The organism is Legionella bononiensis (assembly GCF_016786215.1).
Lineage (GTDB): Bacteria > Pseudomonadota > Gammaproteobacteria > Legionellales > Legionellaceae > Legionella > Legionella bononiensis.
Window position 1 is genome coordinate 213397 of sequence record NZ_JADOBG010000012.1, and the last position, 20952, is coordinate 234348.

The following is a 20952-nucleotide window of genomic DNA, read 5'->3' on the forward strand; positions in this document are numbered from 1 at the left end:
TCTTCCAATTAGGCTTTAGTTTTACATCCGACAAGGTCTACGTACCGCGGCTTGTCCGCGGTAGGTCGGTCTTTATCTTTGTAAACAAAACCTTAAGGCTAATTGGAAGGGCGGTCTAATGTGTTGTAAGCAGCTTTTTGTGAGTTCTATACCCGTTTAATTGCCTCATAATGAGTCGTTTGCATTCTTTTGCCTAGAAAGTTGGCGTAATAAAATCTAAAAAATAAAACCGTGTTAAGCGCCAGAATGAAAAAACCTTCCATGATGAGATTAGGGTAGTAAGGTAATAATTCGTGTTCTAACCGTTCCCAAATAATATAAGAAGTTAGTCCCGGGATACCGATGACCGAAATTCCCGTAATTAATATAAGGATGTTGGTTTTTGTCGATTTAAAAAAGCGCCCGGAGAAATTGATGGGTTTATAAACCGTGATGCCTTTGGTCAGCAGATCAAATATAAAATAAGCCATAATGATGAGGAATATCCACTCAAGATGCAAAGTGATTTGATGAATGTGTTCAAACAATAAGGTAAACACAGTTGAGGTTGAAGCCAGAATGACTATAAAAAAATGGCCTGGTTTGTATTTGTATAAAGTGGCAATGAAATTAAAACTTAATCCTAGCAGCAGCAAGCTTTCATCTAAAAATCCCACCTTGATATGCAACAAGAAATAAATGCAGAGTTCAAAGATAAAAAACATGGCAAGACAGATCATTAAGTAATTTTTTATCGTATTGGTTTTGGTTCTTGAGTTTTGCAAGCCCAGGAACAATTCAATACCGTGGATGAGCATGCGTGGAATAAAAAATTCATGGTATGCCAGTTTATATAAATAGTCGCGCATTTTTTGCGGAATCAGGGTGTCAGTAAACGATCGGTGTTTCAGATGTTCTCGCCGTTTTTCAATGGTATGGCGTTGATAAATGAGCGATGGAGATTTGAGGAATTCAAAGGAACGGTATATTCCATTCACTATTCCATGGATTAATGCCAAAGTATAAAAGCCCATCAGAATTTCAATATAGATGATTCCTAATTGAGTTATGGACGCATAAGCGATCGCATTTTTTGCATCAGTTGCCTGTTTACTCATGAGACTGGTTAGTACTGTTGCCACAAGGATAAATCCTATAGACAGGACCGTGAGCGTCGGGTTGGTATTCGGATGATTCATGCTGATATTTAAAAATATAAACATGGGAATATGAGTTGCTATCCCTCCATAAAAGATGGCGCTGGATGGGGTAGGGCCTTCCATTGCTCTGGGTAACCAAATCCAGGGAAAAATACTGGATTTAATTAAACAGGCGATGAGAATAAAGAGTTCAGCAATTGGATTGTCAATTTGAGTATAGATGTGACTGCCAAAATAGGCTGAAGAAATAAGCGCGGTATAAAAAATGACATCAGCAATTTTATAAATGACCAGAATAATCAGAGAGTTTTTTAATACCGACATACGGTGTTCGTAAAAGGCAATCAGTAACACTGAAGATAAACCCAGTAGCTCCCATCCAATAAAGATACTTTCAGAACTGCTGGTTAATACCAGAAGGGATACTGCCAGTTCGAGTATATAGAGCAAAGAAAAGAATTTATAAAAATAATGATCTCGATGCAGATAAAAAGAAGAAAATCGTGCAATTAATGAAATCAGGCTGATACAAAAAATAAAAAATGCGATGGAATAGGGATTCCAGATAATTTTAAAACTGTCTGAAAAATATAAAAAATCATTGATCGTGATTTGCGAGAGATGTTGGTTCAGGAGGAGAATGAACAACACATGGATTCCATCGAGGATAATACCCGAGGTTACCACCATTCTCACTCTTTTTTCACCTAAGGTAATGGGTGTTTGGCCGCTAAATATCAGGACCAGGAAAAAACGTAATAAGGAAGATACAGTAAAATAATAAAAAAAATACTCGGATAAAAATTTATTCATGATGTGAGATGTCCAAAGCTAAGATGATTTGCATGATTAAATACATCCTCATCCTGATGAAAATAGGTAGGAGGGAAGTTTGAATTTTTGAAGGGTTCAAAAAGTCCATCTTCATAGAGGTACACTTGTTCATCTTCTGTATTATGTACTGATAGTTTAATCCAGTTATTATTCGCCAACTCACTGAATTCACTAGGTTTTTTTAATGCGCTTTTTAATATCGATAAAGAACAGATGACCAAAATACATAGTCTGATGGGTTGATGAATTTCTATCATCTGGCTGGATAATCCATTTTGTAAGTCGCTCTGGTATCCATTCATGACACCAATTAATGACGTGACATTATGAGGCAGTTTAGTACCGCAACCATAGGTTTCATTATCGATATAACTAAAATAATATTCGAGATTTATTCCGGCACAAACCGGGCCAGCAGTATTAAGAATTTTATTCAGGATGACTCCATCTTGATCTTGACCCGGATCGTAGGAAATAAGGAATGAACGTCTGTCCAGAAACAGGTTTTTGGAGTGGCTTCTTGGTCCGATAATACATAAAGCATTGGTTGAGTGACCATACTCTGGCCGAGGTTGGCGTAAATCTATAGAGCGCTCTTGTACTTTACGGTGATAGTAGGCGGGTGATTTACCAAACGGTACTGATGAAAAACGCCTGCATCGTTCTTTGGCATTTAATTGACCGGCTCGTTTGATTCGGGTCTGGATGGTTTTGAATTCAGATTGCAATTCCAGTGGAATGTCGTAGTAGGTAATATCATCACTGCAAGTATTATGATAGGCGCCAATAAATTGGGTATGCACCGGGATGTCAATAGCTTTTGCTTTAAGTCGTTCTCTCACTGCCGGTTCATTTAATAACAGGGCCATTAGGCGTGAATTGGCTCCACCGCGACCACCTCCGCAGGCGCCGCAATCATAAGCCGCTTCGTGGGGATTATTCAAACTGGACGATCCATGTCCCATAATAATGACGTAGTTGCCAAAATGTTGGGTCAAACCTAGTGTTGCTAATAAGTTATAGGCCAGATTGATTCGTGCTTCCAAATCCATTCCAGAGGGCCATTCCTCTTTTTTGTAGACCAGCTCAGTATGTACTGTATTGTTAATTAATTTGGAACAGGAGTGTTTTATTTTTGCGGTCAACCGAGGAGATATGATATCCAGACTAAAGGGTATTACTTTGAGAAAGCAACCTAAAAAAGTATCTACCGAACTGCGAAGAATGGTTTTGGAACTTAATACGGAAAGCCATAACAATTCTCCCCATAAAAATAAGGATTTGAGGCCTATCTGATTATTAACTTCCCCATTTTCGGTGATTAGATATTCAGGCTTGGCATTCACTGGACAAAGCGCCCGGGTATGCTTATCAAAGTAGCCTTTAAATTTGATATTTAAACCGAAATGCCCTGCATGGCCAAAAGTTTCACAGGTTGGATCCCTTTCCAGGTATCGTCTGAATGACTCTTCGCGTTCATCAAGACAGCAAATAACTTGATACTCTGGTTTTGTTGCAGTTGGAGCAGGTGATTGAGTGACGTAGGCATTAAAGAAATTATTATAGAATGTCCGTTCAAATGATCGATGTAGAATCTCTTGTCGTGATTTATCATCCAGAAAAGGCAGGGCTTGAATAAAAGCGGATTGCAGTTCCGGATGCTTAAAGAGCTTGTTGAAAAAATGGTGAATAAATTGTTCTGAATGAAGGTAACTTGAGTCGTATTTTGGAACAGTTGGCAGCTGTGATGTGATGGTTTTAATGGCGGTCCATTCACAGAGCATGATGATGGTCATGAGTTCTATAAAACAGGGTTTAATGTCCTCAACCTTTATCCAGTCCGGATGATGCTTCAAGCTTTTGATCATCCCTGACCATCCTTTAAATCTATAGGCTAAATCAAAAAGATAATCCGGCAGATCATCGGTATTGATTTGTAAGTTTTTAAGAAGATCTAATAGAATTAATGAAGGACTCATCGTGCCATAGTGATTTATCTGTAGGCTTAATGATTTTAAAAAAGCCGAATCAACGATTGAGGCAGATTCATAAAGAGAGCGGAAGGCTGCCCACATTCCCTCTTTTTTATTCGTCATTGACCAATAGGCTGAGCCAAAATCGAAATAAGTCGCCATGAATTTTAATAAGTGGGGCGCAATATAATGATCTATATCGATACCTGATTCTTCACGCAGCGCATAATGATAAAAATACTTTTTTGTTTGTATGAAATAATTTCTAACGGATTCGCATTCCTGCTTATCCAGATAGTGATTGGCAGTTTCACTCTGGATTAACAATCGATACACAATGTGATTGGGGATTTGGAGTTGATGTTTTTTGATATAACAGTCAATCTCATAAAAGAGATCTGATTTGTTAATGCCTCTATTAGCATACTCTTGCCAGTAAAACTCTTCGGGCATGAATGCATTGCATTGATAATCAAGAGCAGCTTTTTTTACTGCGTCACAGAACTCCAAATGCTGGTAATGATGAATGGTATTATGGTGAACAAAGTACTCAAGAGGTCCTTGTTCGGGTATATGTTCCATAGCCTGATTGATTGAATCAATCAGTAGTTCCTGTGTAATTCTCATGTTAACCCCAATACATCCTGGTTGAAAGCTCATGATCATAGAGAGGTCTTAAATGACCGACTCCTGATATTTTTAATAATGTATCATCTGATAACTCTCTTAATGCGTACAATTTTGTCATGATGGTATGATCAACAAAATTGCTGTTACTCAAATCAACAATGACCGGATTATTATTTGATGCTGCCTGTCCAATCAGACGTTTTAACTTGAGATAGGCCACAAAGGTTAAAGGACCTGATACATTGATCGTTGTTGCATCAGAAGAGTGTACTAAGCTTACTTCGGGTCTAAAAAGAGTAATTAAACTGTTTCCACGTATCAGATGGAAAAATAATTTTAAACAGATGCCTGCCAAAACGCCGGTCAATAAATCAGTCATCAAGGTAACCATGAAGGTCGTTATGAACAGAAGAAATTGATCGCGTCCGATTTGATAGGCATGAATAAACGCTTTAGGTGAAGCCAGTTTACATCCCACAAAAATCAATAATGCAGCCAGTGCGGATAAAGGGATCAGATTGATGTATGGAGTCAAAGCGACTGCCGCAATCAGCATAAACACGCCATGAAAAAAATTGGCTCTGATGGTTTTTGCTCCATAGTCCACATTTGCCTTGCTGCGAACAATTTCGGCAATCATGGGCAAGCCGCCTATTAGTGAAGAACATAAATTGGCAACCCCTATACCCAATAAATCTTTATTAAGATCTGATGGTTTTTCTGGTTTGGTGATCGAGTCAATGGCGCATACAGTAAGTAAGGATTCAATGGAGCCTACTAAAGTAAACATGATGATGTATTTTGCGCTGGCCAAGGTAAACAAATAGGAAAAATCGGGGAAGTTTATGGCTTGCAGCAGATGATTGGGCAAGGTTACCAGCTGACTGTGATCCAGAATGTAGTCATTATAAAATAAATGATAGGTGTGCGTGTCTTTTATATCGAAATACAAGGACATCGGGATCGTTATTGCGACAACTACAATGGATGACGGAATGAAACTTAATTTTTTAAGTTTGGGCCAGAACAATACAATACTGAGCGCAATAATTCCGATGCATAAAATAACGGGATTCGAGTTACCTAATTGCATTGGCAACTGTTCCAATAACCCAAATATTGAAGTGTTGTTGGGATGTTCACCAATAAGGACATAGGACTGTTTGGCTATAATGATGACGCCTATGGCTGCAAGCATGCCATGAATGACTGAAGGAGGCATGATTTCTGCAATGACGGCTTTTTTCCTTAAGGCAATAAGGATTTGCAGGATCGCTGCAATAACACCAATAGCTAAGGTACGTTTATAACCGAGAAATAAATCCCCTTGCCCAAGCTCCATTACTGAACCCAGGACGATTACAATCAAACCGGCAGCAGGTCCTTTAATGGTTAACTTGGCGCCTCCGAACAAGGACGTAATTATTCCGCCTAATATTGCTGTTAAAATTCCGGCACTTGGCGGAAATTGACTGGCCAAAGCGATTCCCAGACACAGAGGCAGAGCGAGTAAAAACACACTAAATCCTGCGATTAAATCCGATTTAAAGGCATTCATGAATAGTCCCTAGATGCAAAGATAATCCATGCTTTGCATAATTTATGCCAAGGATTAAATACTATGTGCATGAAAAAGAACAGTGCAATCCGGGATCATGTCTCCTTAAGCCTGGATTGCAGGTTGTTTAATAGATTCAATGTTCTGTCAGGAATTTTGGTAACTTCTCAATCAGTCAGTGAAAAAACAAGCTCTCGACGTGCCGCGGACAAGATCTGAACCTTCCTCATTTTTATATATCTCCCTCTGCGGCTTCCCGTCACTCTTCGCATCCTTCCGTCACCCTCCACAGCCCATCCTCGTCATCCTTCGCAGTCCATCCTCGTCACTCTCCGCATCCCATCCTCGTTACCCTTCACATCCCATTCTCGTCACCCTCCGCATCCCATCCTCGTCACCCTCCGCGAAGGCGGAGGGTCCATTATTTATCATTTTGTTTGTGATTCACTTAACTGTATTATTCGTGTGTACCCAGACCTTTTTAATGAGATTTAATGTAATACGAGAATATAATGTTCTCTTTTATTAGTTGCAATGTACTGATATGACTATTTTATTATGGTTTTTCGGTATCGGACTTACCATACATGGACCCTCCGCCTTCGCGGAGGGCGACGGAAGACAGCGAAGAGTGTCCGTCAACCCTCCGAATCCCATGCTCGTCACCCTCCGAATCCCATCCAATGCCACAATCAGGAGATCCCTCATTGCATTCGGGATGACGTTCTTTTGAGCGTTTCGTCATCCTGAGCACAGCGAAGGATCTCCCAATGCAGGCACAATGCCACAATCAGGAGATCCCTCATTGCATTCGGGATGACGTTCTTTTGAGCGTTTCCTCTATTACATTCTGATTTATCCACGATCGTTATAAATAAAATAAAACCCTGTTTTTGTCTTCGAAAAAAAAGATTACACTGATGTAATTGAAATCAGGAGACGGGTGATAATGAATTATTTACTTGCCATAGATCAGGGAACGAGCAGTACTCGAGCTATGATATACACTCTTCGGGGAGAATTGGTTACAAGCAGCCAGTACCCACTTACCCAATATTATCCTCACCCGGGTTGGGTCGAACATGATCCTGAGGAGATCTGGCAAAAAACCTTAACAGCCATTAACGATGTAGTAACACAAGTAGATGCTCATCAGATACTTTCATGCGGTATTACTAATCAAAGGGAGACTACGGTTATTTGGAACAAAAAAACCGGAGCCTGTCTTGCCCCTGCAATTGTTTGGCAGGATAGGCGAACAGCAGATTATTGTAACTCTCTATCAGAATATGCCTTGATGATTCAGGAGAAAACGGGATTGCTCCCTGATCCTTATTTCTCAGCCAGCAAGTTACACTGGCTTTTGGCACATTGCCCAGAGGCTAAGGAATTGGCATTAAATGGTGATTTGGCTTTTGGTACAATTGACAGTTTTCTGATCTGGCGGATGAATGATGGCGACAAGCATTTAACCGATGTGACCAATGCATCCAGAACCATGTTATTTAATATTAAAAAAGAACAATGGGACACAGATCTGCTGGAGCTTTTTGGTATCCCTGAATCCGTATTACCCACAGTATGTGCCAGCGATTGGCATTTTGGGGTTATTAATAAAAAATGGTTCGGTTTTGAAATTCCTATCCATGGTGTTGCAGGTGATCAGCAAGCCGCATTAATAGGTCAGGGGTGTTTTGAGGACGGCATGGTCAAGGCAACTTTTGGAACTGGCGGTTTTTTATTGTTAAATACAGGTAGCACTCCTGTATTATCACATCATAAGCTATTGACTACCATTGCCTATAAAATTAAGGGCACTATCGCTTATGGATTGGAAGGCAGTATTTATCATGCGGGAACAACGGTAAAATGGTTGCGTGATGAGATGAAATTAATTTCCAGCTCCAGTGAAACGGAATCTTTGGCTCAAAGTCTGGATGGAAATGACGGTGTATATCTCGTTTCTTCATTTACCGGATTGGGTGCGCCCCATTGGTTATCTACAACAGGCGCCGCAGTATTTGGTTTGTCGCGTTCTACAAACAGAGCTCATTTTGCAAGAGCAGCATTGGAAGGCGTATGTTATCAAACTCGCGAAGTCTTGAATTGTATGCGGGAGGAAAGTCATTTGGATTTGGCATTATTACGGGTTGACGGAGGAATGGCCGCGAATCAATGGTTTTTACAGTTTTTAGCCGATCAATGTCAATTAACAGTTCAAAAGCCCAAGGATATAGAAACAACGGCCAAGGGGGCAGCAATTTTAGCCGCTATAGGTTATGGTGTCTTTGATTCACTATCTGCGGTGCACTATGTATGGGATACTGATAAAGAGTTTAAACCCCAAAGGGATATTAATGAGGTTGAAGCAGATTTTGATGGGTGGAGCAGGGCGTTGAGTCGAGTTAAATGGGGTAATTAGAGCTGAATAACATCCAACTTGCAGAACTGCTATAACACTCTAAAATTACCATAATACAATGATAATAAGGAGTTATTGTGAATTTAATGCGTTGTATTTTAAGTGTACTGTTTATTATCTCTCTCTTGCTGATAAAAATTGATGCTTATTCGATGATCGATAAAAAATGGATTGATACCAAAATTAATAATTTTGTTAACGATCATCCCGTTAAGGCGATAACGTACGGTTTATGGATTAATGGAAAACCGATAAGCATTCATGCTCTTGGTAAATCCATGACTGCTGTACCTGCTACTACAGCAATGCATTTTAGAATCGGAGGTATTACTGAGACGATGTTAACGACGCTGTTAATGCAGATGGTAGAACAAAAAATCGTAAGCCTTGATGATAAAGTTTCAAATTGGTTTCCTAATTTGCCTAATGCCAATCGTGTCACTTTAAAAATGTTGGCGAATTGCACCAGTGGTTATCCTGACTATGTATACAATAAGAAATTTATTGAGGTTAACACGAATCATCCATTCAAACTTTGGACAGATAATGAGATAATTGAATATGCAATGATGGACTCTCCATTATTTCAACCTGGAACAAATCAAAAGTATTCACATACGGATTATGTATTATTAGCTGACATATTAAGTCGTGCGAGTCATAAGTCGTTAAAACTATTATACAAGTCTGGAATTTTAGATAAATTGGATTTAACTAATTCTCAATATATTCGCACGGCCAATATTCCTTATCCTGTGCTTCATGCATTCACTCAGGATAGAGGAGTGTATGAAGATTCAACTTTCTGGAATCCTTCCTGGACTTCATTTGCAGCTATGATCTCAACTATTAGCGATTTGGGCGTCTGGGCAAATGCATGGATGAATGGAAGCTTGCTTTCAGAGAATTCTACTAAAATACTACGATCAGCAGATACTGTTGGTAAAGGCACTAACACAAATGATGCATATTTTGCTATGGGGTTTGAAGTTGTAAATCATTGGCTTCTCCAGAATCCCAGTTTTGGAGGATATAGTGGAGTATTCGCTGTTCTACCGGAAAAAAAATTGGTATTTATTGCCTTCAATACGGTGAAAAAAAACCAGAAAGACTCAGCTAATTTAAGCATGGATTTATGGCGATATTTAGCCCCTGATTTGGCTCCTGAATATCCAATTCCAACTTCAGGACACCATTAGTAGAGGTTGATAATTGCTCAATAACAACTTCGTGCCGTGGCTCGGTCGTCGTAGCCCTTTATTAATTGATAATGCATATTAAGTAATCTCAATTTGCATTTTTAATCAGTTTATCATCCTCGATAAAGCGGGGTTCCATACAATAATGTGGCAATATGCTAAATTTTAAGATGGAGCTCCGATTTTGTGAAGATGACATATAAAACGTGAGGATATTTAGAGCTCTCAAAAATATGCGATAATTCATGGATATTTGCCAAAAAGCTTATAAGATTCTGACAAAAAAAGAACCCGTACTATGCAATGCTAATACGGGTACAGGATGGTGTCACTGATTAAATCACATCTCGATTTTTTTCGCCAGTATACAATTGGCGTGGTCTGCCAATTCGTGATTTGCTGGCAACCATTTCCATCCAGTGACTCATCCATCCAACGGTTCGAGCTAAGGCAAACACCACAGTAAACATATTTGTTGGGATACCAATAGCGCTTAAAGTCAAGCCTGAATAAAAATCCACGTTAGGATAAAGTTTTTTCTCAATGAAATAATCATCTTCAAGAGCGATGCGTTCCAATTCCATTGCTAGTTTAAATAGAGGTTCATCTTTTGCACCAACAGCTTCGAGAACGTCATAACAGGTTTTACGCATTACTTTTGCCCGAGGGTCATAACTTTTATACACTCTATGACCAAAGCCCATTAAACGGAAGGGGTCATTTTTATCCTTAGCGCGCTGAATATAATGCTCAATGCGACTGACATCACCAATTTCTTTTAACATATTTAAACAGGCTTCATTCGCTCCACCATGAGCAGGTCCCCATAATGCGCCAATTCCTGCTGATATACAGGCAAATGGATTTGCGCCAGTAGATCCGGCCAGTCGTACTGTGGAAGTAGAAGCATTTTGTTCATGATCTGCATGAAGGATAAAAATAGTATCCATCGCTTTGACTAAAACCGGATCGGGAGTGGTATTTTCAGATGGAACACCAAACATCATATGCAGGAAATTTTCAGCATAGGACATTTTGTTTTGTGGATACATATAGGGCATGCCTGTAGAGTATTTATAACTCATCGCAGCCAATGTAGGCATTTTGGCAACCAGACGAATAGCTGATATAAAGCGATCCTGAGCGTTATTTAAATCCATGGAGTCATGGTAGAACGCGGAAAGCGCTCCAACTATACCAACCATAATGGCCATTGGATGTGCATCACGTCGGAAGCCATTCAAAAATTGATACATTTGTTGGTGAACCATAGTATGGTTATTGATTAAGCTTACGAATGATTTTTTTTCTTCAACATTGGGTAATTCACCATTGAGCAAAAGATAACTGACGTCCAGAAAATCTTTTTTCTCTGCCAACTGTTCTATTGGGTAACCTCTGTACAGTAATATTCCCTGATCACCATCGATATAGGTAATTTTAGATTCGCAGGAGGCCGTTGATAAAAAACCTTGATCAAAGGTAAACACGCCGTTAGCACCAAGTTGGGTTATATCAATTACGTCATTTCCCAAGGTTGGAGTATAGATGGGTAATTCAAGCGTGTCTTGACCTTCAATACTTAGTTTTGCAGTCTTTTGTGTCATTGTGTCTCCTGATTGATTTCATGCCATATCAGCATTCTTACTTTCGGTAGTGCGAGGAACTATATAAAAATGGGCACTTACAGTCAATTTAAACATCAATTTCATCTTTAAAATGCTGTCTTCATTTACTAGATGATAGTTATAAATCGAGTAAATTCAAATCATATTTTTCCATAATATGATTATGGTTGAGATTTTTATAGTTGAACAGAAAAATATGACGACTTAAAGTGATTTTTTATAAAAAGCCCTTTTTATCTTCTAAAAGTACTGCTGTCTGTTTCAAAGGCTCAAGATGATTCAATTACACCCGTCTGTATGGTATCCTCTTACTCAAAATTAATATTAATCATCGAATAAGGATACGTCCAAATCATGGTTTATTTAGCCAAAGAAGTCTTGCCAGTCAATATTGAAGACGAATTAAAACAATCCTATCTGGATTATGCTATGAGCGTGATAGTAGGTAGGGCTTTACCTGATGTTCGTGATGGGTTGAAACCTGTCCACAGACGCGTACTTTTTGCTATGAGCGAATTGGGTAATGACTGGAATAAACCGTATAAAAAATCCGCTCGTGTTGTGGGGGATGTCATTGGTAAATATCACCCGCATGGTGACACAGCGGTTTACGATACAATAGTTCGTATGGCTCAGCCTTTTTCGCTGCGATATTTGCTGGTTGATGGTCAGGGTAACTTCGGATCTGTTGATGGTGACGCTCCAGCCGCAATGCGATATACCGAAGTGCGTATGTCCAAAGTGGCACATGCTTTACTCGCTGATTTGGATAAAGAAACTGTTGATTTCAGTCCTAACTATGATGAAACAGAATTTGCTCCGGTTGTTTTACCATCCCGGGTTCCCAATCTTTTGGTCAATGGCTCTTCAGGTATTGCTGTAGGTATGGCGACAAATATACCGCCACACAATTTAACAGAAGTAATTAATGCCTGTGTTGCTTTAGTAGATGATCCGGAAACCAGTCTTGAAGATATTATGGAAATTATTCCTGGCCCGGATTTTCCAACCGCTGCAATAATCAATGGTCGCGCTGGAATTATACAAGGTTATCGTACAGGTAAGGGGCGAGTTATTATTCGTGCCAGAACTGAAATTGAAACCGATGAAAATTCAGGCCGTCAGGCAATCATTATTCATGAGTTACCTTATCAGGTAAATAAAGCCCGTTTGGTTGAACGCATTGCTGAATTGGTCAGAGATAAGAAAATTGAAGGCATTTCCGGTCTTAGAGATGAGTCTGATAAACAGGGAATGAGAGTTGTCATTGAATTAAAAAGAAATGAAGTAGCGGATGTTATTTTAAATAATCTGTTTGCTCATACCCAAATGCAAAATGTATTTGGTATTAATATGGTTGCCTTGGTAGATGGTCAACCACGTACACTGAATTTAAAACAAATTCTTGAGTACTTTATTAAGCATCGCCGTGAAGTAGTAACTCGACGAACCATATTTGAATTGAAAAAAGCCAGAAGTCGTGCTCATTTATTGGAAGGTTTAGGAATTGCTCTGGCAAATATTGATGAAATGATTGCTTTAATTAAACAATCGCCAACGCCTCAGGATGCTAAAGATGCTTTATTGGCCAAACCCTGGCAACCCGGTCTGGTTAAAGCAATGCTTGATAAAGCGGGATCCAACGCGTCAAGGCCTGATGATTTAACCGATGAATTCGGTTTAAATGCAGACGGATACCGATTGTCGGCAGCTCAGGCGCAAGCCATTCTTGAGTTAAGGTTGCATCGATTGACAGCCCTTGAACAAGACAAAATTCTTAATGAATTCGAAGAGTTATTGCTGTTAATTAAAGAGTTATTGGACATTCTGGCTTCACCTGAACGTTTGATGCAGGTGATTCGTGAAGAATTAGTTGATATAAAAACCCAGTTCGGTGATGAGCGTCGTACAGAGATAACCGCTTCTCAGGAAGATTTAACTATAGAAGATTTGATTACTGAAGAAGATGTTGTGGTTACTTTATCTCATCAGGGATATGTAAAATATCAACCCATATCCGCTTATCAAGCTCAGCGTCGAGGGGGTAAAGGTAAATCTGCGACTCACGTCAAAGATGAGGACTTTGTTGAACGTCTCGTTATTGCAAGTACTCATGATACCTTACTCTGTTTTTCTAACCACGGTAAACTTTATTGGTTAAAAGCATATCAGCTTCCGTTGGCCAGCCGTATTTCTCGTGGTCGTCCAATAATTAACATTCTTCCTTTAGCCGAAGGAGAAGAAATTAATGCGATGCTTCCTGTTCGTGAATATACCGATGGTTCTTATGTATTTATGGCAACCAAGAAAGGTACGGTTAAGAAAGTGCCTCTGGATGCATTTAGCCGCCCTCGCTCAAACGGTATAATTGCCGTAGATTTGGACGAAGATGACAGCCTGGTAGGTGTGGACATTACTGATGGCGAACGAGACATCATGTTGTTCACTGATGCAGGAAAGGTAATTCGTTTTGCTGAAAGCAAAGTACGGCCTATGGGGCGTACTGCACGTGGAGTCCGTGGTATTAGAATAGAAGAGGGCCAGGAAGTTAAATCTCTGGTAGTTGTTCATCCAAACGGCACCATCTTGACCGCTACTGAAAATGGTTATGGAAAGCGCACAGATATTGATGAATATCGTGTATCCGGACGAGGTGGACAAGGAGTGATTTCTATTCAGGTTACCGAGCGAAATGGAAAAGTAGTGCGCTCTATACAGGTAACTGATGGTGATGAGGCAATGCTGATTACCGATAAAGGCACATTAGTACGCTTTAAGGTAAATGAATTATCAATTATTGGTCGTAATACTCAAGGCGTCCGTTTAATCAACGTCAGCTCTGGTGAGTTGGTAGTCGGTATGCAAAAAATTGAAGATCTCGGTGAAGAATCTGAAGAGTTTGAAGAATCATCAACAGATACTGAAGAAAGTAATGATGAACACCAGGATTTATAATTTTGGTGCAGGACCTGCAATGCTCCCTGAGCCCATTCTTAAGGCGGCTCAGGAAGAGTTACTGAATTGGCACAATCTTGGAATGTCTGTACTTGAAGTAGGCCATCGTACTTCTCAATTTATGGACTTGCTTGAGCACGCCGAACATTCGCTTAGACAATTGCTATCCATCCCTGATAATTATCAGGTGCTTTTTCTTGGTGGCGCTGCTCGTACTCAGTTTGCCATGATTCCCATGAATTTTTTACATCCAGAAGAGCAGGCAGGGTATTTGATTACTGGTATCTGGTCTCAAATGGCTTTTCAGGAAGCAAATCTATTAAAAAATGCTTATTGTTGTGTCAGTGAAGAATCTAATGGCTATAAATCAATACCTGATGCAAAAAGTTGGGAAATCAAAAAAAATACGCAATATGTCTATTATACTCCAAATGAAACGGTCAATGGAGTCCGATTTCCTTATGTTCCCAAGACGGGAAATATACCATTAATTGCTGATATGACGTCGTGTTTGCTTAGTGAACCAATTGATATCAGGCAATATGGATTAATTTTTGCCGGAGCCCAAAAAAATATCGCCAATGCCGGATTAACATTAGTTATTGTTCGTAACGATTTATTGGAGCGGGTAGCAAATCCTGTTGTACCGACTATGTTGAATTATAAAGTACAGGCAGAGCATCACTCACTCTATGCTACTCCACCGGTATTTAACTGTTATTTGGCAGCCAAGATGTTTGACTGGATTCGTGAGCAAGGTGGCGTAGAAGCTTTATTTCGATTAAATTGCTTAAAAGCTGCAAAACTATATCAATTCCTTGATGCTTCTGATTTTTATACTCCAACTGTAGACCGTGATGCGCGATCGATTATGAATGTCTGTTTTACACTGAAACGTCCTGCCCTGGAAGAGCCATTTATTGCATTGGCTGAGCAGCGAGGTCTATGCGCATTAAAAGGTCATCGATACGTTGGTGGTCTTAGAGCAAGTTTGTATAATGCAATGCCCATGTCAGGTGTTGATGCTTTAATTGATTACATGTCTGAATTTGCAAAGGAACATAACCAGTGAAAAGACATAATTTTGTGAGCCAACCCGTTAATTCGATAAATGGGGAAATGAGTGTTCCAGGTGATAAATCCATATCTCATCGCTCAATCATTTTTGGAGCTATAGCCGAGGGAGTCACCACTGTTCATGGTTTTCTTGATGGTGAAGATTGCATGGCTACTGTCAAGGCATTCAAATCCATGGGGGTCTCTATTGAGGGGCCTCATAAACAACAAGTGATCATTCATGGTGTTGGGAAACATGGTTTAAAAAAACCAAATCAAATAATCGATTGCGGTAATTCAGGAACCAGCATGCGTTTGTTAGCCGGGTTACTTGCTGCACAAGACTTTGACAGCACCTTAACTGGTGATGAAAGTTTATTAAAACGCCCCATGCTTCGTATCAGTAAACCTTTGAGTCAAATGGGTGCGGCTGTAGAAACTCGTGACGGAAAACCTCCAATCAATATTAAAGGAGGTCACAAATTAAAAGCCATAGATTATGTCATGCCTGAGGCAAGTGCGCAGGTGAAATCCTGCATCCTTTTGGCCGGTATTTATGCTGAGGGAACAACGCGAATTACAGAAACCGGAGTGAGTCGTGATCATACCGAACGTATGTTAAAAACATGTTCCTATCCAGTAATAAAAACAGGAAATACTATAGAAATAAATGCAAATGGGGCATGTCAAGGTACTCATATCACTGTCCCAGGTGACATTTCATCAGCAGCTTTTTTTATAGTCGCTGCCACAATAATCCCGGGTTCAAATGTTGTAATCCGCAATGTCGGTATCAATCCTACTCGAACTGGAGTTATCCATATATTATTGGAAATGGGGGCTGATATCACGATTGTGAATGAACGATTTTTTGGTGAGGAGCCAGTAGCCGATTTATGCGTAAAATCAGCACAGCTTAAAGGAATTGATATTCCTGAGGCCATGGTCCCCCTCGCTATAGACGAGTTTCCAATACTCTTTGTCGCTGCTGCCTGCGCCAAAGGAGTGACTACTTTACGAGGAGCTAAAGAGTTGCGTTTGAAGGAAAGCGATCGCATTGGTTCCATGGCTAAAGGTTTGGAGCAATTAGGTATCGATGCACTTGTATTTGATGATGGAATACAGATTACAGGCGGAATTGTTCAAGGTGGAACTGTTGATAGTTTTGGAGATCATCGAATTGCAATGTCTTTTGCTGTTGCCGGGGCAGTCGCCAAACAGTCAGTAACGGTTCTAAACTGCGCCAATGTCGCTACGTCATTCCCTGATTTTGTAACAACAGCCAATACCCTGGATTTTAGAATAGAGGACATAATTGATAATGTTTGATAATAATGTACCCGTAATTACGTTGGATGGACCTAGTGGAACAGGTAAAGGTACTATCTGTCATTTACTCGCGAAACATCTTCATTGGAATATGTTGGATAGTGGCGCTATCTATCGTGTTCTTGCCTACGCGGCCAGAAAAAGGGGAGTGAACTTTAATGACACGAATCATTTGATTGATTTGGCAGTGACTCTGGATTTACGTTTTGAATCCTCTGAGCAGAATGAAACTCAAGTCATCCTTGATAATGAAGATGTTTCACAACAAATTCGTAGTGAACAATGCGGTCAGGATGCATCACAAATTGCAGTGATTCCTGAAGTAAGACAGGCTCTTCTTGAACGCCAAAGAGATTTTGCACAATACCCTGGTTTAGTTACTGATGGGCGAGATATGGGCACGGTGGTGTTTCCTAATGCTGTTTTAAAAATATTTCTCTACGCAAATGAGGAAGAAAGAGCAAATAGACGTTATTTACAGTTGAAAGAAAAAGGAATTAATGTTAGCCTCGCCCAGGTTGTTGAAGAACTGGTTAAACGTGATACAAGGGATACAGCGCGAACTCATGCTCCGCTAAAACCGGCCGAGGATGCAGTACGGATCGATACAACTGGATTATCAATTGTACAAGTGTTCAATAATGTATTAAAATTATTGGATAAGCAATTGAATAGTTTATAGAGTGTTGTTTGTTGGGGGGAAGGTGAGTGGATCTCATTCTTTCATTTTTTTACTAAAGAGTTTATTAACATGTCTGAAAGTTTCAAAGAACTATTTGAGCAAAGTATTATCGGCGCTCAATTTTATCCTGGTGCGATTATTACTGCCAAAGTTATTGGTATAGATGATGACTACGTCACTTTAAATGCTGGATTAAAATCTGAAGGTATTGTTGCCGTAGAAGAATTTTATGACAAAGATGGCGCACTGGAAATTAGCCTAGGTGATACTGTCGAAGTGGCATTAGATTCAGTTGAAGATGGCCACGGCGAAACGCTGCTTTCAAGAGAAAAAGCCAAACGTCAGGAAGCCTGGCGTAAATTATCTAAATCCCATGAAAATAATGAAACAGTTACTGGTCTCATTTCTGGCAAAGTCAAAGGTGGCTTTACTGTTGAAATTGGAACCATACGTGCATTTTTACCTGGTTCGTTAGTAGATGTAAGACCTGTAAGAGATCCTTCTTACCTTGAAGGTAAAGAACTTGAATTCAAAGTAATCAAGATGGATCTGAAGCGTAATAATATTGTTGTTTCTCGTCGCGCAGTTGTCGAAGAGGAAAGCAGTGCTGACAGACAGGCTCTTCTTGAGTCGCTGCATGATGGTCAAGAGCTTCATGGTATCGTTAAAAACCTTACCGATTACGGTGCATTTATCGACCTGGGTGGCATTGATGGCCTGTTACATATCACTGATATTTCCTGGAAACGTGTTAAACATCCAAGTGAATTATTGTCAGTTGGCCAAGATGTAAAAGTAAAAGTATTGAGTTTTGATAGCGAAAGAAACCGTGTTTCTCTAGGTATGAAACAATTAGGTAATGATCCTTGGGTTGATTTGGTAGAGCGTTATCCTCTGACCAAGCGCTTACAAGGTAAAGTAACCAATATTACTGATTACGGTTGCTTTGTTGAAATTGAAGAAGGCGTGGAAGGTCTGGTACACATGTCTGAAATGGATTGGACTAACAAAAATGTTCATCCAAGCAAAGTAGTATCTATGGGTGATGTTGTTGACGTAATGGTTCTTGAAATTGACGAAGACAGACGTCGTATCTCTCTGGGTATGAAACAATGTGTTGGTAATCCATGGCAACAATTTGCTGCATCTCATAGTAAAGGTCAAAAAGTTAGTGGAAAGATTCGTTCAATCACTGATTTTGGTATCTTTATTGGTTTGGATGGAGAAATTGACGGTCTGGTTCACTTATCTGATATTTCCTGGACTGTTCCTGGTGAAGAAGCAGTAAAACAGTTTAAGAAAGGTCAAGAGCTGGAAGCAGTCATCCTGGCTATTGATCCAGAGCGTGAGCGTATTTCTTTAGGATTGAAGCAACTTGAAGGGGATAACTTTACAAGTTTCGCTGATTCATACACTAAAGGTGCAATTGTTAAAGGTACTGTAACAGCAGTAGATGCCAAGTCAGTAACTGTAGCATTAGCAGACGATATTACCGGTACTATACGTGCCAGTGAGCTTTCTGATGAACGCGTTGATGATGCAACCACTCTTGTTAAAGAGGGTGATGAAATTGAAGCCAAAATCATCAATGTTGACAGAAAAAATCGTTCAATAACTCTTTCTGTTAAAGCTAAAGATGCACAAGATGAAGCTGATGCAATTAAGAAATACTCAAGAGCTGAAGGAACCTCAACTACTCTGGGTGATTTATTGAAAGAAAAAATGGCAAGTAAAGAAGGCGAATAGTCTCTAAACGGCCCAAACATAAAAAAGCGTAGTTTTAACTACGCTTTTTTTATTATTAAAAAAAAGATGATGCTGAATCTGACAAATGTTAGTTCATTATTTGAATTCAATTTTATTATTTTAAATTGAGTCCTTTTAGTTTGAATTCGCATCTATGAATTAGGTGATAACTCCATTTTTTTTAAAGCTCATTTCAACTGACTTATCTGGATTGATCATGTTATGATGGGACAGTTTAAAGATACAAGGAATCCTGAATGCGCATATTAATGCTGGTTACTTATATTTTACTGATTATTATTGGTGTTAGTTTTGCTGCTTTAAATGCATCTTCTGTAGCTGTTAACTTTTATTTTAAAACAGTTTCCATGCCTATATCCGTACTGATGACAGTGATGCTTGGTGTCGGTATATTTGTTGGATTTATACTGTTTATCAGCAGATATTGGCGTTTAAAAATTGAATGTCATAGAATGAAAAATCAATTGAAACTCACTGAAAAAGAAATTAAAAATTTACGTTCAATTCCTTTACAGGATCAACATTAATTCTTTTATTATCAGGAACTCGGTATGCAAAGAGAGGGAAATTAATAAATGATTAATTTATGGCCACTACTGTTGCCTGCTGCCGCTTGGTCAGGATGGTGGGTCGCACATCGCAGTAATTCCGATAAAAATACTCATGTAACCAATCGTTTATCACGCGAATATGTTGTTGGATTAAATTATTTATTAAACGAACAATCGGATAAAGCTGTAGATATCTTTATCAAATTACTGGAAGTGGATAGTGATACTGTTGAAACACATTTAGCCTTAGGCAGTTTGTTTCGACGGCGTGGAGAGGTCGATAGAGCCATCCGAATCCACCAGAATTTAATTGCAAGACCACAGCTGAGTATATTACAGCGAAAAGAAGCATTAATGGCTTTAGGTCAAGATTATATGAGCGCAGGAGTTTTTGATCGAGCTGAGCGTATATTCCTTGAAGTTGTCGAATTAGGTGGAAGTAAAGAAACCAGTAGTTTACAAGGCTTATTGGCTATATATCAGCAGGAAAAAGCATGGGAAAAAGCTCTTGATGTAATTAAAAAACTGGAAATTTCAACAGGGAATAGTTTGCATAATCAAGCTGCTCATTATTATTGTGAAATGGCGAGCCAAGCATTGAAAGTGAACGCTCTGGATAGGGCAGTATATTGTATCAAACAGGCAATGAATGTTGACTCACAATCTGTTAGAGCCAGTTTAATGAATGCAAGTATCGAAATGAAAGAAGGGCGATACAAACAAGCTATACGTTCTTTAAAAAGAGTCCCCCTTCAGGATGCTGAATTCTTAACTGAAATTATTGAGCCTCTGGTGTTCTGTCATAAGGAACTCGATACAATGGCGGACTGTATTCATTATCTGGAACAAACTCTGGTTGATCATCCCAGAGCCTCAGTAATTTTCGTCATTGCTGAATATTTACGCCAGAATAAAAATATGGATACCGCTATTGATTTTGTAGCAGATAAGTTGAGTAAGCATCCTTCAATTCGAGGCTTGAATCGATTGATATATTGGCATCTTGAGTCCGCTCATGGCAAAGTGCGTGATAAATTACAGATGCTCTATGATATTACGAGCAAATTTTTAGACAATAAACCTGTTTATCGATGCGGTCATTGCGGTTTTGGTGGTAAGCATTTGCACTGGCATTGTCCAAGTTGTAAACAGTGGGGTAGAATGAAACCAATTCATGGTTTAGAGGGTGATTAGAATAGGTTGGGTTTGAATTTCGTTAGATGTTAATA

Annotated in this window: 13 protein-coding genes; 9 read left to right on the forward strand and 4 right to left on the reverse strand. The window is 39.4% G+C overall.

Annotated features, from left to right (window positions below; genetic code table 11):
• Window positions 1-146: 146 nt before the first annotated feature.
• Genes IZU94_RS09175 through IZU94_RS09185 form a run of 3 tightly spaced genes read right to left on the reverse strand, consistent with a single transcriptional unit; the run spans window position 147 to window position 6134 of the window.
• Window positions 147-1952, reverse strand: coding sequence for a proton-conducting transporter transmembrane domain-containing protein (locus IZU94_RS09175; RefSeq protein WP_203110040.1), 1806 nt, complete (start codon window positions 1950-1952; stop codon window positions 147-149).
• A complete protein-coding gene (locus IZU94_RS09180; protein WP_203110042.1) occupies window positions 1949-4573 on the reverse strand; it encodes a putative inorganic carbon transporter subunit DabA in 2625 nt (874 codons plus the stop codon). Before IZU94_RS09180 ends, IZU94_RS09175 begins: the two co-directional genes overlap by 4 nt.
• A gap of 1 nt (window position 4574) precedes the next feature.
• Complete coding sequence (locus IZU94_RS09185; RefSeq protein WP_203110044.1) at window positions 4575-6134, reverse strand: SulP family inorganic anion transporter; 1560 nt, start codon at window positions 6132-6134, stop codon at window positions 4575-4577.
• Window positions 6135-7083: 949 nt separating this feature from the next.
• Between IZU94_RS09185 and glpK the strand changes: the two genes are divergently transcribed.
• On the forward strand, window positions 7084-8556 hold the full coding sequence (glpK, locus tag IZU94_RS09190; RefSeq protein ID WP_203110046.1) for a glycerol kinase GlpK: 1473 nt from the start codon (window positions 7084-7086) through the stop codon (window positions 8554-8556).
• 86 nt (window positions 8557-8642) lie between these two features.
• Entirely contained in the window at window positions 8643-9755 is a 1113-nt protein-coding gene (locus IZU94_RS09195) for a serine hydrolase domain-containing protein (RefSeq protein WP_238400698.1), read from the forward strand.
• A gap of 335 nt (window positions 9756-10090) precedes the next feature.
• On the opposite strand, the gene gltA is transcribed toward IZU94_RS09195, so the two are convergent.
• Window positions 10091-11362, reverse strand: coding sequence for a citrate synthase (gene gltA, locus IZU94_RS09200; RefSeq protein ID WP_203110050.1), 1272 nt, complete (start codon window positions 11360-11362; stop codon window positions 10091-10093).
• 375 nt (window positions 11363-11737) lie between these two features.
• Here gltA and gyrA point away from each other — a divergent pair, with 375 nt between their 5' ends.
• From gyrA to lapB, 7 genes are all read left to right on the forward strand, one after another.
• On the forward strand, window positions 11738-14338 hold the full coding sequence (gene gyrA / locus IZU94_RS09205) for a DNA gyrase subunit A (RefSeq protein ID WP_203110052.1): 2601 nt from the start codon (window positions 11738-11740) through the stop codon (window positions 14336-14338).
• The gene (gene serC, locus IZU94_RS09210; RefSeq protein WP_203110194.1) at window positions 14319-15410 is read left to right on the forward strand and encodes a 3-phosphoserine/phosphohydroxythreonine transaminase; all 1092 of its coding nucleotides are present in this window, start codon (window positions 14319-14321) and stop codon (window positions 15408-15410) included. The genes gyrA and serC overlap by 20 nt, the downstream gene beginning before the upstream one ends.
• Complete coding sequence (gene aroA / locus IZU94_RS09215; RefSeq protein WP_203110054.1) at window positions 15407-16723, forward strand: 3-phosphoshikimate 1-carboxyvinyltransferase; 1317 nt, start codon at window positions 15407-15409, stop codon at window positions 16721-16723. The genes serC and aroA overlap by 4 nt, the downstream gene beginning before the upstream one ends.
• Window positions 16716-17405, forward strand: a complete 690-nt coding sequence (cmk, locus tag IZU94_RS09220) for a (d)CMP kinase (RefSeq protein WP_203110056.1) — start codon at window positions 16716-16718, stop codon at window positions 17403-17405. Before aroA ends, cmk begins: the two co-directional genes overlap by 8 nt.
• A 69-nt stretch (window positions 17406-17474) precedes the next feature.
• On the forward strand, window positions 17475-19151 hold the full coding sequence (gene rpsA / locus IZU94_RS09225) for a 30S ribosomal protein S1 (RefSeq protein ID WP_058473200.1): 1677 nt from the start codon (window positions 17475-17477) through the stop codon (window positions 19149-19151).
• A gap of 257 nt (window positions 19152-19408) precedes the next feature.
• Window positions 19409-19699, forward strand: a complete 291-nt coding sequence (locus tag IZU94_RS09230) for a LapA family protein (RefSeq protein WP_203110058.1) — start codon at window positions 19409-19411, stop codon at window positions 19697-19699.
• 48 nt (window positions 19700-19747) lie between these two features.
• Window positions 19748-20917 carry a lipopolysaccharide assembly protein LapB gene (gene lapB / locus IZU94_RS09235; RefSeq protein ID WP_203110059.1) on the forward strand — a complete coding sequence of 390 codons (1170 nt, stop codon included), beginning with the start codon at window positions 19748-19750 and terminating at the stop codon, window positions 20915-20917.
• The last annotated feature ends 35 nt before the right edge of the window (window positions 20918-20952 follow it).